This window comes from Streptomyces sp. NPDC001594, from assembly GCF_042893675.1.
Classification (GTDB): Bacteria; Actinomycetota; Actinomycetes; order Streptomycetales; family Streptomycetaceae; genus Streptomyces.
This window is the reverse complement of sequence record NZ_JBIAVB010000001.1, coordinates 36,260-50,838: the sequence shown is the minus strand read 5'-3', so window position 1 is coordinate 50,838 and position 14,579 is coordinate 36,260. Positions and strand designations below refer to the sequence as shown.

At 71.6% G+C, this 14,579-nt stretch carries 14 protein-coding genes and 3 pseudogenes; 6 read left to right on the top strand and 11 right to left on the bottom strand.

Annotated features, from left to right (window positions below):
- The first annotated feature begins 64 nt into the window (after nucleotides 1-64).
- Nucleotides 65-991 (top strand): hypothetical protein, encoded by a 927-nt coding sequence (locus ACFY0O_RS00265; protein WP_388940789.1) that lies wholly within the window; start codon nucleotides 65-67, stop codon nucleotides 989-991.
- On the opposite strand, the gene ACFY0O_RS00260 is transcribed toward ACFY0O_RS00265, so the two are convergent.
- A complete protein-coding gene (locus ACFY0O_RS00260; RefSeq protein ID WP_388940786.1) occupies nucleotides 984-1,598 on the bottom strand; it encodes a hypothetical protein in 615 nt (204 codons plus the stop codon). The two genes, ACFY0O_RS00265 and ACFY0O_RS00260, sit on opposite strands and share 8 nt — an antisense overlap.
- Nucleotides 1,599-2,496: 898 nt before the next feature.
- Here ACFY0O_RS00260 and ACFY0O_RS00255 point away from each other — a divergent pair.
- Nucleotides 2,497-2,691: pseudogene (locus tag ACFY0O_RS00255) on the top strand (hypothetical protein); the annotation flags it as partial.
- Between the two features lie 78 nt (nucleotides 2,692-2,769).
- On the opposite strand, the gene ACFY0O_RS00250 reads toward ACFY0O_RS00255, so the two are convergent.
- Nucleotides 2,770-3,294 (bottom strand): CGNR zinc finger domain-containing protein, encoded by a 525-nt coding sequence (locus tag ACFY0O_RS00250; protein ID WP_388940784.1) that lies wholly within the window; start codon nucleotides 3,292-3,294, stop codon nucleotides 2,770-2,772.
- 26 nt (nucleotides 3,295-3,320) lie between these two features.
- Here ACFY0O_RS00250 and ACFY0O_RS00245 point away from each other — a divergent pair, with 26 nt between their 5' ends.
- Nucleotides 3,321-4,592, top strand: coding sequence for an MFS transporter (locus ACFY0O_RS00245; RefSeq protein ID WP_388940783.1), 1,272 nt, complete (start codon nucleotides 3,321-3,323; stop codon nucleotides 4,590-4,592).
- A gap of 471 nt (nucleotides 4,593-5,063) precedes the next feature.
- Here the strand turns inward: ACFY0O_RS00245 and ACFY0O_RS00240 are convergent, their stop codons facing one another.
- The 7 genes and pseudogenes from ACFY0O_RS00240 to ACFY0O_RS00210 all read right to left on the bottom strand — a co-directional run bounded on the left by ACFY0O_RS00240 (nucleotide 5,064) and on the right by ACFY0O_RS00210 (nucleotide 10,676).
- A complete protein-coding gene (locus ACFY0O_RS00240) occupies nucleotides 5,064-5,387 on the bottom strand; it encodes a hypothetical protein (protein WP_388940780.1) in 324 nt (107 codons plus the stop codon).
- 17 nt (nucleotides 5,388-5,404) lie between these two features.
- Nucleotides 5,405-6,496 carry an AMP-binding protein gene (locus tag ACFY0O_RS00235; protein WP_388940777.1) on the bottom strand — a complete coding sequence of 364 codons (1,092 nt, stop codon included), beginning with the start codon at nucleotides 6,494-6,496 and terminating at the stop codon, nucleotides 5,405-5,407.
- Nucleotides 6,497-6,611: 115 nt separating this feature from the next.
- Nucleotides 6,612-7,226 (bottom strand): annotated as a pseudogene (locus ACFY0O_RS00230) (AMP-binding protein); the annotation flags it as partial.
- Between the two features lie 40 nt (nucleotides 7,227-7,266).
- Nucleotides 7,267-8,406 carry a hypothetical protein gene (locus ACFY0O_RS00225; RefSeq protein ID WP_388940774.1) on the bottom strand — a complete coding sequence of 380 codons (1,140 nt, stop codon included), beginning with the start codon at nucleotides 8,404-8,406 and terminating at the stop codon, nucleotides 7,267-7,269.
- Nucleotides 8,407-8,570: 164 nt separating this feature from the next.
- Nucleotides 8,571-9,239 carry a hypothetical protein gene (locus ACFY0O_RS00220; protein ID WP_388940772.1) on the bottom strand — a complete coding sequence of 223 codons (669 nt, stop codon included), beginning with the start codon at nucleotides 9,237-9,239 and terminating at the stop codon, nucleotides 8,571-8,573.
- Nucleotides 9,240-9,537: 298 nt separating this feature from the next.
- A pseudogene (locus tag ACFY0O_RS00215) lies at nucleotides 9,538-9,732 on the bottom strand (transposase); the annotation flags it as partial.
- A gap of 11 nt (nucleotides 9,733-9,743) precedes the next feature.
- On the bottom strand, nucleotides 9,744-10,676 hold the full coding sequence (locus tag ACFY0O_RS00210) for a helix-turn-helix domain-containing protein (RefSeq protein WP_388940770.1): 933 nt from the start codon (nucleotides 10,674-10,676) through the stop codon (nucleotides 9,744-9,746).
- Nucleotides 10,677-10,750: 74 nt separating this feature from the next.
- Between ACFY0O_RS00210 and ACFY0O_RS00205 the strand changes: the two genes are divergently transcribed.
- The 3 genes from ACFY0O_RS00205 to ACFY0O_RS00195 are packed head-to-tail and all read left to right on the top strand — an operon-like array spanning nucleotide 10,751 to nucleotide 13,443.
- The gene (locus tag ACFY0O_RS00205) at nucleotides 10,751-11,611 is read left to right on the top strand and encodes an alpha/beta fold hydrolase (protein WP_388940768.1); all 861 of its coding nucleotides are present in this window, start codon (nucleotides 10,751-10,753) and stop codon (nucleotides 11,609-11,611) included.
- Nucleotides 11,612-12,832 carry an FAD-dependent monooxygenase gene (locus ACFY0O_RS00200; RefSeq protein ID WP_388940765.1) on the top strand — a complete coding sequence of 407 codons (1,221 nt, stop codon included), beginning with the start codon at nucleotides 11,612-11,614 and terminating at the stop codon, nucleotides 12,830-12,832.
- A gap of 44 nt (nucleotides 12,833-12,876) precedes the next feature.
- Nucleotides 12,877-13,443 (top strand): putative immunity protein, encoded by a 567-nt coding sequence (locus tag ACFY0O_RS00195; RefSeq protein ID WP_388940763.1) that lies wholly within the window; start codon nucleotides 12,877-12,879, stop codon nucleotides 13,441-13,443.
- Between the two features lie 279 nt (nucleotides 13,444-13,722).
- Here the strand turns inward: ACFY0O_RS00195 and ACFY0O_RS00190 are convergent, their stop codons facing one another.
- Nucleotides 13,723-13,896 (bottom strand): hypothetical protein, encoded by a 174-nt coding sequence (locus ACFY0O_RS00190; protein WP_388940760.1) that lies wholly within the window; start codon nucleotides 13,894-13,896, stop codon nucleotides 13,723-13,725.
- Nucleotides 13,897-14,146: 250 nt separating this feature from the next.
- Nucleotides 14,147-14,413 (bottom strand): GlsB/YeaQ/YmgE family stress response membrane protein, encoded by a 267-nt coding sequence (locus tag ACFY0O_RS00185; RefSeq protein WP_388940757.1) that lies wholly within the window; start codon nucleotides 14,411-14,413, stop codon nucleotides 14,147-14,149.
- Nucleotides 14,414-14,579 lie beyond the last annotated feature (166 nt).

Here is a 14,579-nt window from a genome sequence, read left to right as displayed (position 1 = left end):
CGGGCGTCAGCCGGGCGGGCGGCCATCGCGTGCGGCCCATGAGGCGGGCGGCCAGACTGGGCCCATGCCCGTGAAGGCGCGCCGGTCGCCGGCCCCTCCTCCCCACAAGTCGTACCTGGACGTGGCGGCGATGATCGCGGCGCCCGGGACCGTCGTCCTCGGGCTGCTCTACTACTTCGGCAACCAGTACAACGAGGCCTACTACCGCGCGTTCGGCGTGCCGCTCAGCGACCTTCCCCTCTCCATCCAGGCCGTCCTCGCGCGCAGCCCTCAGGCCGTCTTCTTCCCGGTCTGGGTCCTGCTCGTCTGCGGCCTCCTCGTCCTGCTCGTCCTCGGCTGGCTCGGCCACGCCCTGGCCCGCCCGGAGAACGCGGGGCGCCGCCGCACGGCGTACCGCGCGCTGCTGGCGGTGGGCCTGCTCCTGGGGGTCGTGGGGGGCTACCCCGTGTTCTTCCGGGACGACCTGTTCACCTTCCTCCCCGCGGGCTGGCCGCGCGGGCTGCTGCCGACCCTCGTCGTGGCCCTGGGCGCCAGCCTGGCCTTCTTCGCCGTCCAGGTGCGCCTCGGGCAGCACGATCCCGGGCGGCGTAACCGACGGGTCCGTGATGCCGACCGGCTGTGGCTCGTGTCCGGCGCGCTGCTCTTGGGGCTACTGATCCTGAGCCTGTTCAACGGCATGTCCCGGTACGCGGCGATGGCGGGCGGCACTCAAGCCGAGTCGGACGCGGACAGCGGGATGAGGCGGTACCCGGCCGTGGAGGTACTGTCGCGCCTGCGACTGGTTCACCACGCCACCGACATCGACTTCGAGGACCTGGGAGCCGGGGCCGGGCCCTACCGTTACCGGTACAGGAACTTCCGCCTTCTGCTGAAGACACCGACCCGCTTCTACCTGGTCCCCTACTACGGCGGATACAAGGACAGCGTGACGGTCGTGCTCCCGGACGACGACGGCACCGTACGGGTCGTGATGAAGGGCTCTGTCAGGTGAGCCCCGGCTCAGGTGTCGGGGTCTCGGTCACCTCGGGCGATTCCGAGGTCCCACTGGGCTCCGGCGTCGGGGATTCGGAGGCCGGTCCCGTCGTGGTCTCGACGGCCTCCCCGGTCAGGGTGACCGAGAACGTGGGCCCCTCGGCGGTAGGAGCGGTGACCGTCCCCGTCCACGGGCCGGGTTCCTGAGCGGTGTGGCTGACCCGGACGCGGCACGTCTCCTGGGGTTGCAGCGTGACGCCCGTGCAGCCGTCCTCGACGATCGAGAGCTCCCCGCTCTCGGTCGTGGCCCTCAGCGGCTGGACGGTCAGGGGAACCTGCTGGTCGTTGGCGAGCTCCATGGTGCCTGCGGCGGGCTCGTCGAGATGTGTCCGCGGCACGGCGAGCGTCGAGCCCTCGGCAGAGCCGCCGCCGGTGCCGGGGAAGACCTTCCCCAGGTCCTCGCCCCCTGGCGTGGGGGGAGTCGGCGGGACGCGCGTGTTCGTTTCGGTGGTCGCGGTGTCGCGCGTCGGGACGGGCTCAGGCTCGGACCCCCCGCACGCTGTCCCCGTCGTGATCAGGACTGCCAGCAGTGCCACCGCGGCGCAGCCGCGTCCGATGTCCGGCATCAGGGTGTCCGTCCCTCCGCTCCGGGTTGGGGCCGGTGTCCAAGGTGGCACAGCCCCTCGCCGTAAGCACGGACCCTGCGCGGTGACATCACGTCAGGGCCCCGGGCGGCGGAACACCTGGGCGATCACAACGACGCGGTGGCGCAGAAATGGGCCGCCGCCGCGGCCGGCCAGCACACGCTTCAGCATCGTGGACCAACCAGCGACCCTGCTGCCCCCTCGTTGCCCAGGCCCCGTCGTGGTCGGACCGGAAGAGTGGGTGCGCAGACCACGGCAGGACCCACGGCCCCCGCGGAGGCGCCGCCGCTCAGCTGCGCGATCGCCCGTTCGGACGGGAGCGGCGGCCTCAGGTCCGGTGCCGTCCGGCGACCGTACGACCCCCTTGACGCCCCGCCCCCGCGGGGGACGCTCCGGGGCCTCCGGACCCGCCCCCGCTCCCGCCACACCGTCTTCCATCCCGCAGGTCGGGAGACAGGAAGGGATGTCGTCGTCGGCGCGCGACCACGTTCAGTGCACGCCCTCCCGCCAACGCCATACCGCCCGCCCGGACAGGCCGCACAGGGCTGCCTACCAGCCCGCTACCACATGGTCGCGCCGGCCCCTCCCTAGCAGCTGGCACCGGCCTTACCGCACCACATCCGCCCCCCGGTCGATGCGTGTAGCGGAGGGCGCACAACGGGGCTGCAGAACACCCGCAGGCGCTGGCGCTGCCGTGGGGGGACGGGGCATGCGAGGAGCGGTTGCGGAGCAGCGTGTGATCAGGGCACGCCGCCGCCGCTGTGGCCATCTGGCTTCCCGCATGATGGGCGAGTAACGGCTCCAAGCTATGCCGTCGATCACTTGCGCTCTCGTGAAAGCGGTCGCCCCGCGCTATGCGGGGCGATGAACGCGATCGATCTCAGCGGTCGCCCAGCCGTGTGCCGAGGGCCACGAGATCAGCTATGAGGATGTCGCCCCGCCTGCCCCCGCTGAAGTTCAAGAACCTCAACGTCCTGGGCCGATACAGCTTCACCCCTCCACCCCGCCCCAGGGTTTGCGCCCACTGCGCGACCCGGACACGCCCGAGCTGGACGACGACGAAGGCGTGGACTGACCTGCGCTACGCGGTGTCCTCGACCTCGGCCCGCAGCTGAGCGGCGAGGGCACGGGCTTCCTCCGCCTCGACGACTGGTCAGGCGACCGCGGCTCGCGCCCGGTGCCTGCGCACGGCGTCGCGATTGGCGCAGCGCTGCGAGCAGTAGCGCTGTCGTGCGGTGCGCGAGGTGTCGGCGAAAGCCCTGTCGCACTCGATCACCTCGCAGCGCCGCAGCCGGTGTATGCCCCGGCCCGCCAGATGGAGTGCGGTACCGACCGCGAACAGCGTGAGCAGTACGGAGCCGAGCGGCTGGTCCGCGTCCCGGTAGTGCAGATGCCAGCCGGTACCGGAATGGGAGGTCAGCCGCGGGTAGGCGGCGGCCTCGGCCAGCATCCGGTTCAGCAGATCGGCGCGCTCCTGCTCTCCGTCGGCGTCGACGATCCGCTCCCAGGCGTCCAGTGCGGCCTGGGCGCTGCCGAGATCTTCCGCTGTCACTCGGCGCTCCAGCCTGAGCCCGGCGGCGCGGCAGCGGTCTGCCAGCTCATCCGCGCTCTCAGGCCGGCGGTTGGCCAGGTCCGCGGCCAGGTTCACCGCATCCTCGCCGTAAGGGTTGAGGTGCATAAGACTATTACAACAGTGTGGTCGCCATGACACAACAAACCGCCTTGTGCGCCGGATCCCAGGCCCGCGACCCGTGGCGCTATCGCTGGATCGTGCTGGGCATTGCCACCTTCACCCAGGCTGCGTCCGGCTTCTTCGTGGGCGGCATCGGAGCGCTCGGCGTCCACCTCCAGAGCGCCCTGAACTTGAGCACGGCGCAGCTGGGTCTGCTGGTTTCGGCGGCCCAGCTCGTGCCGCTGGCCGGGTTGTTGGTGGCCGGCGAGCTGCTGGACCGCTACAGCGAGCGCTGGGTGGTCGGGATCGGGGCAGGCGTGGTCGCGCTGGCTCTAGGTGCGGGGAGTCTGGCGCCGGGATACACGGCCCTGTTGGTCGCGCTCCTGGTGGTCGGTACGGGGTACAGCACCGTCCAGCCGGGCGGGAGCAAGTCGGTGGCATCCTGGTTCGACGCGTCACAGCGCGGCTTCGCGATGGGTATCCGGCAGGCCGGTCTGCCGCTGGGTGCGGCGCTCGCCTCGGCCGTACTCCCGCTCGTCGCTGAGGGGTTCGGTTGGCGGGCGACGCTGCTGACCGGCGGCTTCGTCGCGCTGCTGGGAGCCGGCCTCTTCGTGGGCTGCTACCGTCGGCCGCCCGGCTCGCCCGCCTCGCCCGCCTCGCGGAGCAAGGAACCGTCAGAAGCGCTCGCGGCGCAGCTTCGCGCACGGCTACGAATGCTGCGTGAACCGTCCATGGTGAAGATCATGTTGTCGGGGACCAGCCTGATCTCGGTGCAGTGCGGCGTGGGCATCCTGACGGTGCTCTCCCTTCACCAGGCGTCATCAGTCGGCACCGGACAGGCAGCCTTGATCCTGGTGGCATCCCAGGGTGCGGGCGTTGCGGGCCGGATATGCCTGGCGGCCTGGAGCGACCGGACCAGTTTCGGACGCTATGCCATCGTGCTGGTCTGCATGGTCGCTGTGATCACCGGGCTGGTCGTGCTGATGACACCGATCGGGCGGGCACCGGTCGTCGCTTCCGGCGTCTTTGTCTGGCTCGGCTTCTTCGGATTCGGCTGGTACGGCCCGTGGGTCGCCTACGTCACCGAAGCGGCCCCACCGGGCAGAACCGGCTTCGCCCTGGGGCTGGCCATGTCCGTCAACCAGATCGCCATCGTCACCGTGCCGCCCATGCTCGGCCTGCTGGTCGACCTCACCAACAGCTTCACCCCGGCCTGGGCAGTGCTGTCCCTACTGACCGTCGTCGCACTGGCGGTCACCGCTGAGGCGGAACTCCGCACCCGCCGACGCATCTCAGGCCATTGACCGACCCGCACCCCTGTTCCGTTGGTCCCCAAGGCCGGTTCCCCGACCCCGTCCGGACGCCACGGCGCTCAGCTCATGACCGTGATCAAGTGCGTGGCGTTAATGGCTGTACCGATGTTCCAAGCGCCGCCAATCGCAACTGATGCGAACTCGCGACGGTTCGCGGATCGTCGCGGCCAACGGCGTCCACCAGCGTGCTGACCATGGAAGTTGGCCCGGCCTGCTGGTGGCGACGGTAGCGACGGACGTGCGGGCCAGAGGAACTCAACGGAGAAGCGGTTGAGGCAGCGAAGCAGTTCCTTGGCAAGAGGCCTGCAGCCGAGGCGGGGGACTCACCCGGGGCTCGTTCTCGCCATCGGGATCGGTCAACCGCGGGCTGATCCACTCACTCAGCGTGGCGCACCACAGCACCTGAGCCAGAACCCGAGTTTTGACGGCACCGCCGCGGCGCCGACGCGGCGGGGGCCGAACCTAGGAGTTGCGCCGGAGTCTCTCCGCGGCTTCAGCAGGTGTGTCGTAGTAGCCGGGGCGGGCCAGCAGGACCGTGGTGAAGTAGTAGCCCTGTTCCTCATCCGGGTCATCGTCGGCTTCGAACGGGCGCCAGAAGCTCAGCAGGAGGTCGGGGGCGATGAACGAAGCGGGGTCCTCCGGATCCGCCTCGATCGTGGTGTGTTCGCGCATGCGGGTGACCACCTCGCGGGCTGGCAGGGCGAATACGTCCACGTCGTGGAAGAGCACGCGGTCCGTTGCGGCCGTCGGGCGTGCGAGCTCGACCGCCTGGAGCTGGCCCTGCATGCAGTGAATGCTGACCATCAGTCCGCTCGGGCGGAAGATGTGCTGCCCTGGCCGGTCTGATTCCGAGAGCGCGGAAGGGTCGCGGAGCGAGTCCAACGCGGCATCGGCTTCGTCCCGGGGCATACCGATGCGGAGCGGGCCGATGCCGGTCGGTGGTGCGAGAAGGAAATCCATGCGGGCATGATGCCAAGAGGCACTGTCAGTGCTGGCTGGGCCCTGCCCGGGGTGCGGCTCTGCCGGGACCAGAGTTCACAGCCCGCCGACTCTGGCCTGATGCCCGTCGGACTCTGGCTGTGGCCAGCATGATTCACGCGATCGGGCTCGCCGTGGGTGGCCGGGGCGCGTGCCCGGCTCGCCTTCGCCGCCCACAGCCCCACCGGATCCGGCACCGGTACCACCGCCGCGTCCGCCACCGCCGGATGACGAAGCAGGACCCGCTCCAGCTCCAGCGGGGAGATCCGGTGGTCGAAGGACTTGAACATGTCGTCCGCCCGCGCCATGTACGTGAACGAGCCGTCCGCCGCCCGTACCACGAGGTCACCGGTGTGGTAGTAACCCCCGGCGAACGCCCGGGCGGTCTTGCGGGGATCGTCGGCGTAGCCGCGCATCAGCCCCGCCGGCCGCTCCGTCAGGTCCACGCACAGCTCCCCGCCCTCCCCGTCCGGAACCTCCCGCCCCGTCCCCGGGTCGACCACCGCCAGCCGGTAGCCGGGCAGCGCCCGCCCCATGCTGCCGGGCACCGGAGGCCGGCCCGGGGGAGCGCCGATCAGGCCGGTGGTCTCGGTCTGCCCGAACCCGCCCCGGACGTCGACGCCCCAGCCCTCGCGCACCGCCCGCGCCAGCGCGGCCTCCATCGGCTCACCCGCCGCCACGGCCTCCCGCAGCCCCTCCGGGCGCGCCCCCAGCCCCGCCGAGACCATCGCCCGCCAGGTGGTGGGCGGGGCGCAGAAGGTGGTCACACCGCGGGTGCGCAGCACCTCCAGTACCGCCCCGGCGTCGGCGGCCGTCGTGGAGTGCAGGGCGAGGACCGTGGCCTCCGCGTTCCAGGGGACGAAGAACGAGCTCCAGGAGTGCTTGGCCCAGCCCGGCGCCGAGACGTTCAGGTGCACGTCCCCCGGGCGCACCCCGTTCCAGTACATCCCGGACAGGTAGGCCCACCGGGTAGCTGGTGTGGGTGTGCTCGACCATCTTCGGCGCGGAGGTGGTGCCCGAGGTGAAGTAGCGGAAGAGGGGGTCGTCCGCGCCCGTCGGCCCGTCCGGGACGAACTCCTGCGGGGTCGAGCGGGAGTCCTCGTACGAGGTCCAGCCCGGCGGTGTCGGACCGCCGACGGCGACGCCCCGCCAGGGGTGCGGTCCCGGCCCGAACCCCCCGGCGAGCGCGGCCTCGGCCACGACGAACCGGACGCCTCCCCGGGCTGCCCGGTCGGCCAGTTCGGCGGGGGTGGCCGTGGTGTAGGTGGGGATCAGTACCGCGCCCAGCTTGATCGCGGCCAGCATGGTCTCCCACACCGGCACCCGGTTGTCGAGCAGCAGCATGACCGGGTCCCCGCGTCGCAGCCCCTGGCCGCGCAGCCAGTTGGCCACCTGCGCCGAGCGGCGCGAGAGCGTCTGCCAGGAGACCGTGACGTCGCCGTCGGGGTGCCCGGGGCGGGCCAGTCGAAGGGCGGGCCCCGCCCGGTGGGCGGCGACGGCGTCGAACCAGTCGAGCGCCCAGTTGAAGGTGGCCGGGCGGGGCCAGCGGAAGCCCCGGTGGGCGGCGTCGAGGTCGTCGCCGTGGGCGAGGAGCAGGTCCCGGGCGGCCCGGAAGGCCTCGGTGGGGGAGGGGGTGTGCGGGTGCATGGTGTGGTCCGTCGTCTTTCGCGGGGAGGGGAAGGGGTGTTCAAGCGGCGGCTGCGGCGGCGGTCCCGGCCGGGGCCGGGGCCGGGTAGGCGGTCTCCAGCAGGCCGCGCGCCACCGTGTCGGCGTCCCGGTGGAAGAGCGTCTCCACGCCGGGCCGTCCGCTGCCCACCTGGGTGAACCAGCGGGTGTGCTCGGTGGGGATGCCCAGCGCCAGCACCCCGGGCAGCGGATCGCCCACCGCGTCCACCACGTGGAAGGAGTCCGGAGTGACGTCGAGGCCCCCGGTCGGGTACCGCAGGCCGTCCGGACCGTCGGCCGTGTACTCCCGCACCAGGCCTTCCGCGAGCAACTGCCGGGTGAGCGGCGCGGTGTCGCGGTGCAGCGCGGGCGACGGGATACGGGCGTCCACGAGCACGTCCACCTTCCGCGCCGAGCCGGGGACGGACGCGGAGGAGACGGTGAAGCGCCCGCCGCGCACGTCCGCGGCGAACTCCGTCGCCGGACCGGCGATCTCCACGGTGCCCTGCCGGACCAGGGCGGCGAGCTGGCGCACCCTGCTCGCGGGCGGACCCGCCGAGAGCAGGGAGTTGACCGGCAGGAAGCGCCCGTGGAAGTCCTCGGCATGCGACCGGGGCAGCAGCCCGCCGTGGTCGACGGCGTGCCGCAGCACGCCCCGCACGTCCCGCAGGACGTCCAGCGCCGCCTTGAGCGGGCCGCCGGCGTTGCCCAGCGCGGCCTCGGCCAGGTCGGCCTCCACGACCTGGAGCAGCCGCTCGCGGAAGGCCTCCGGGCCGGCGAACCGCTCACCGTCGAACGGCCGGGCCAGCGCGGTCAGGTCCAGTGGCGCCACCCCCGCGAGCCCGGCCTCCGCCAGCACGGGGCGCGGGTCCCGGCCGGCGTGCAGGGCGGCCGCGTGCCGGTCGGCGAACCGCTGCGCCGCCGCGACCCCCGAACGGGCCCGTACCCGCGCGGTCCAGTAGACGTGGTGCACCTCCTGGAGCAGCAGCGGCAGCACGTCCCGGCGGAAGTCCAGCCGGTCGTCGCCCGTGGCGGCCGCGCGGCGGGTACGGGCCGCGGCCAGGGCCGCCGGGGTGAGGAAGAGGGGCCGGTGCGTGTGGTCGGCGGCTTTCTCGTTGCGGCCCCGGGCCGGGATGGGCAGCCCGCTGCGCGAGCCCGCCACGATCCTCGGCTCCCGGCCGGAGGGAAGGTAGTCTGGTCCCGCGCCGAGGTCCTGACCAGCAACGACCAGATCGCTCGAGACACGCAGCCGACGCGCATCTCAGGTGATCTGGTTCCCGCAGGTACTTCATCAGCTGGAGGGACTGCCCGCCCAGGGGGCGCGACTCAGGTACCCGGAGCGAGTTCGAGGACTGCGCGGAGGGCGGTATCGGCGTTGTCGAGGGTCGTGCCGAGGTGGTGCAGTTGGGCACGCCGGTCCCCGTCGCCGCGTTTGATCAGTGCTCTCGCCCACTCGGTCCTCTGCTCGTCGGTCACGGCGACCGTTTCCTGGAACAGCGCGTACAGGGCGTACCAGCGAACGGCCTCGTCCTCGTCCTCGGACAGCTTCAGGAGGGCCTCTACGACTCGGTCCTGCGTGCGTTCGGGATCGGCCAGGGATGGAAGTGCGGCGGCGACCGCGAAGCGCACCGGTTGCGCGGTGTGGCCCTGATAACCGAGCACCAGGTCGAGGGTCTCGCGGGCGTTGTGATAGCCGAGGACGGAGATCAGCCAACTGAGGACCCCCGGGTCGGGTTCACCGGGTATCTCCCTCAATACGGCCTCGATCGTCTCGGGGGTGAACGGCCGTCGGCCCTCGGTGTCGTAAGGGCCCAGCTCGCGCAGAATCCGTGCCCCCAGTTCCCGTTTCGCCGGCTCCTCGCACGCCAACAGGCCTACCGCACCCTCGAAGACGTGCCGGGTCGGCCTCCCGTGCAGGGCAACCAGACAGGGGGCTGGACCCTCGTCCATACCGATCTCGTCCAAGGCTCTCGCGAACAGGTCGTCCGTAGCCATGTCGCCTTCATCGAATCCCACGTTGCTTCCCCCTGTCTCTCGACACCAGTGTCGGCTCCGAACCGCGGACTCAGCCTGTCCCCCAAGAGAACCGCACCCAAAGCGATTCGGACCAGTTCATTTGAGACAGGGGCCAGGTCGTCAGAGACGGGATACCCGCCGAGGTCCCACCAGCTTGGTCCTTTGTTGTCCTGCGTCATCGATTCCTCATGCGGTCTGTCAATCCGCGAGGGGCGTCGGTGGCGTGAGTTCGTAGAGTCGTCCGTCCCGCAGCGGCGTGCGAGGGCGAGGACGGCTTGGGCGTGTCGTTCCTCAGCCACGGCGACACATCCACCGCCAGCACCAGGCGACCACCATCAAAGCGCGCCAATGGCATGTGGGCCAGCACGGACCGCAACCTGTCGACGTCGATCCGGCCGTGGTTGAGGGCTCCGTACAACGGTCCGTGCCCACGACGATGCTCGGGCACCAGCGTCAGGTCCACCGGCGAGGAGCGGCGGACCGTTAGAGGTGCCCGGAGGCTTCGCCGCTGGCACGGAGTCGGGCTTTAGGCCAGGTGGGCGGGGCGGGGGTGACGGCATGGGGGGGCACGGCGGACGTAGGCGGCCCGGGCGGTGGCCACGCGATGTCGTCCACGGTGAGGAACGGCTCCTCGACCATCTTCGCCGGGGTTGAACCCGTGAACGCCATCACGTCCCGGTGGAGGTGGGACTGGTCGGCGTAGCCGGCGTCGGCCGACACCCGGGCCGCTTCTTCGCCCGCGACCAGCCGGTGGACCGCACGGTCGAAGCGGACCAGTTTCCCGGCCTGCTTCGGTGGCAGACCGAGCTGGGAGCAGAAGCGGGACCACAAACGCTTACGGCTCCATCCGACTTCGGCCGCGAGTGAGCCGACACGAACCGCGCCGTGGCTGACGACGATCCGGTGCCAGGCCTGCGCGACCTCCGGCTCCACCGGCGGCCCCGCCTCCCTCCGGCGGGCGAGCAGGGCGTCCACCAGCGCGAAGCGCTCCTGCCATGACGAGAGATCGGCGAGCCGTTCGCAGAGCCGCGACGCCTCCCCCCGCCCCCACATGTCGTCCAGCGGCACGGCCGCGCCGTCGAGGTCGGCGGTGGAGGAACCCAGGACCGCGCGGGCGATCACCGGCGACAGCCGGACCTGGATGCACTCGAGGTCCTGCCCCCACGCCCGGACCGCCCCTCCGGCCCCGAGCCCGGGCCCCGTGACGAGACTTCCCCGCTGCTGCCCCCGGTTGTCGTCAAGGACGGGTGAACCGGCGCCGAAGTCGAGGAACAGCGTCACGGCGGGATGAGGGACGATCCGGAGCGGGGCCAGGTCACGGACCCGGAACCCGGCCATGCCGACACCGGCCAGCCGGCTGGTCCGGCGCGGACGCGCCACGTCCCACATGACCGCACCGTGTTCGAACGCATGCATCGTGCCATGCTACGGCGCGGCGCCCGGGAACATTCGTCCAATCCTTGGGCGAGCGCGACGCCGACAGTGGACCCATGACCTCTTCAGACGACGACCCCAAAGCGAGCGGCGCCGACGCCACCGGGCAGCACTCGTTCCTGCTGCCCTTGGACGACGGCGACATCCACGTGTGCGAGGACGGCCCAAGTGACGCCCCCGCCCTCCTGCTCATCCACGGGTCCGCGTCCTCGACCCGCTCGTGGAATGAGATGATTCCGCTGCTGAGCCCCTCCCTCCGTCTCATCCGCGTCGACCTGCTCGGGCACGGCAGGTCGGGCAAACCCGCCGACCGCAGCTACGCGCTCCCGGACCAGGCACGCCGCGTCGGCCTCGTGCTCGACCGGCTCGGCGTCGAGCACGTCGTGGCCATCGGCCACTCCAGCGGCGGCACGGTCGCCGTCGCCCTCGCCGAGGACCGGCCCGGCCTCGTCACCGCGCTCGCACTCATCAACACCGGGCCCGGGCTGGACGCTTTCATCCCGGCGGAGACCGCCGCGATCGACCCGTCGCAGTGGCCGCTGACCGATGAGCAGCTCCGCGTGTTCGCGAGCACCAGTGTCAGCCGGGCCGGCTACCGGATCCCGGAAGAGCTCCTGGACGACGTACGCGCCATGACCCGTCACACACTCACCACGACGATGCTGGCCACCCGCACCTACCTGGAGCAGCGCCGGCTGCCGGACCGGCTGAGGGACCTGGGCAAGCCGCTCCTGGTGGTCTTCGGCGAGGAAGACCGCCGATGGCGTCCCTCCTCGGCATTCGACTACCGCGCCGTACCGGGCGCGGAGATCGTGCTGCTGCCTGGCCTCGGCCACTCGCCCCTCCTCGAAGACCCACCACGGACCGCCGCCCCTCTGCTGGCCTTCACCGCACTGCACGCCGTACGGGGGGACTGAATGGAAAGGGCGAACGCCATGCGGATCCTCCTCTCCGGTGCCGGCGTGGCCGGGCCCGTCCTGGGCTACTGGCTCACCCGGCACGGTTTTTCCGTCACCATCGTCGAGCGCGCGTCGACCCCGCGCAGGACGGGCGGCCACGCGGTCGACCTGTTCCGGCCCGCGCTGGAGATCTCGGAGAGGATGGGTTTGCTGCGGAGGATCGAAGAGCGGGCCGTGGGCACCCGCCGGATGACGGTCCACCAGGAAGGCGCACGCCGTCCAGTCCGGGCGAACCTCTCCAAGATCTTCCGTGCCACCACAGACCGGCACGTCGAGATCATGCGCGACGACTTGACCGAGGTCTACCGCGACGCCACGCGCGACGACATCGCATACGTCTTCGGCGACTCGATCACCGCCATCGCGCCCGACGGCGAGGTGTCGTTCGAGAGCGCCGCCCCCCGCCGCTTCGACCTCGTCATCGGGGCGGACGGCCTCCACTCCAACGTGCGCAGCCTCGTCTTCGGAGACGAGTCCCGCTTCAGCACCCCCCTCGGCGCCCACCTGGCGGTGCTCACGCTGCCGAACACCCGCGGACTCGACGGCGAGCTCCTCATGCACGTCGGCGTCGGCCGCACCGCCGGCATCTACGGCGTGCGCCACATGGGCGACGCCAGGGTGTTGTTCCTCTTCCGAGGCGCGCCCGAGTCCGAGCACCCCCGTGACGTGCCCCGGCAGAAGGAGCTGCTGCACGCCGCGTTCACCGGTATGCACCCGGACGTCGACCGCTGGCTGGACGGGCTCGACCAGACAACGGCGTTCTACTTCGACTCGATCGCCCAGCTGCGCATGGAAACTTGGTCGCGAGGGAGGGTGACGCTCGTCGGCGACGCGGGCTACAGCCCCGGCCCGGCCGTCGGAGGCAGCACCAGCCTGGCCATCGTCGGCGCCTATGTCCTGGCCGGAGAGCTGGCACGGGCCGGCGGCGACCACGAACAGGCCTTCCCCGCCTATGAGCGGGCGATGGCGGAGCACGTGCGCGCCGCCCACGCGGCCGCGCTCGGCGCGGCCAGGACCCTCATCCCCACCTCGCGCATGGGCGTACGCGGCCTGGCCCAAGGTGCCCGCCTGATATCGGCCTTGCCTCCGGGGCCAGCCCGCGCCCTGCTCCGCCTCGCCTCCGGGACGGCGCGCGTGCACGACTCTATGGCCGTCGACGACTACGCCCAGACCGGCTGAACCGGCTGAACCGGCTGACGGGGCGCATGGCCGAGGATGGAGTCATGACAGCGGAGGCGGGCGCGATCGCCCTGAGCATCCAAGAGCTTCGTGAGGTCACCGCATTCGCTGCCGCGTGCGCGGAGGTGGTGCTTGAGGTGTTCGAGGGCGATCAGCCCGACGACCCGCGCCCCCGCGAGGCCATCGCCGACGCCCACGAGTTCGCCCGCGGCGGCAAGAGGGGAAGGGCACTGCGTGACTGCGCGTGGGCGGCACTCAAGGCGGCCAAGGGCGCGGAGACGGAGGCCGCACGTGAGGCGGCTCGGGCAGCGATGTCCGCGGCGGGCTCCGCCTACCTGCATCCGCTGGCCCACGCCACCCAGGTCAAGCACATCCTCGGAGCCGGCGCCCACGCGGCCCGGGTGGCGGAACTCGTCGCCGGCGACGACCCCAGCGCCGGTGCCGACCACGTTGCCCAGGCGGCGTGCCGTGCGACCCCCGCGGTCATCCACGTGCTCGGACGGTTTCCGGCGGCGCCGAGCGGCGGCGGCCGGGTCGGCGAGCTGATCCGCGCGCTGGACGCCGCCCTCCGGGCGCGAACCCCCACCGGTCACCCGGATCGTAGGGTGTGATCACGGACCTGAACACTCAGCCGAGCCCGAGCACCGTGGCTGGTGACCACAGGTGGCACACCGCCCCCCGGAGCCGCCTGCGGGCCGTCGTCACGGCACCGCCCCGTCGCCCCGCCGCGACCCGCCCCCGGCCGGTCCACGCCTCCCCCCGCACCTGGCCCAGCAGTGTCCCCGCCGACCGCTGACCACACAGCGTCTCCCGGGTCCGCCGACGGGACGACGACCGCCCCTCAGGCGGCGTTCACAGCGCCGCTGCCGCTGCCGGCCTCATCGGGCGGGTCAGCCCTTGAAGGCGTCCTTGCCCCGTTCCTTCACCTGCCGGGCCTTTCCCCGGGCCTCCAGGCCGGCCCCCTTGGCCTCGGTGGTCCTGTTGCCCACGGCGTGCGCCACTTTTCTCACGGCCTTGCCGATCACCTGCTCGGCCCGGGCCTTGATCTTCTCGCCGGCGCTCATGACCGACCCCTCTCTCACTGGGGGCGACAAACGGAATAGGGCTACACCGTCAGCCGGAGCCGCCGGGGCAGCGCGGCACGGAACGCGATCCGCAGCGCGCGCCGCAGAGCCAGTCCCGCACCCCATGCCAGCAGCCGCACGCCCCACACCGTGAGCCGCAGCAGGATCAGGCGCCTGAGGGCGCCGAGGGGTCGACGGGTGGGGGAGCGGCGGCCGCCCCGCTTGTGTCTGTGTCCACGCGAGCCGGCCTTCACGAGTGTCTCCGACCGACGACGAGCCGGTAGACGATCAGCAGAATGAGAGAACCGACGATGGCGGCGATCCAGGTCGAGAGCTGGAAGAAGCCGTCGACGGAGTCGACCCCGAAAATGACCTTGCCGAGCCATCCGCCCAGGAGAGCGCCGGCGATGCCGATGAGGATCGTGAGGATGAAGCCGCCAGGGTCGCGGCCCGGCATCAGCATCTTCGCAATGATTCCGGCGAGAAGGCCAAGCACCACCCAGCCGATGATGCCCATGATTTCCCCTTAGCCACATTAAACACGACTTTTAAGTGCATATACACCGCCTGTCCGATTCCAAACATCGGCGGCTACAGGGCTTCTACCGGGCCGGTCCCGACACTGTCGAACCCGGTGCAGGGCTTGCTGAGCACCGGTTGGCACGATGACGCGGCCGGCACGC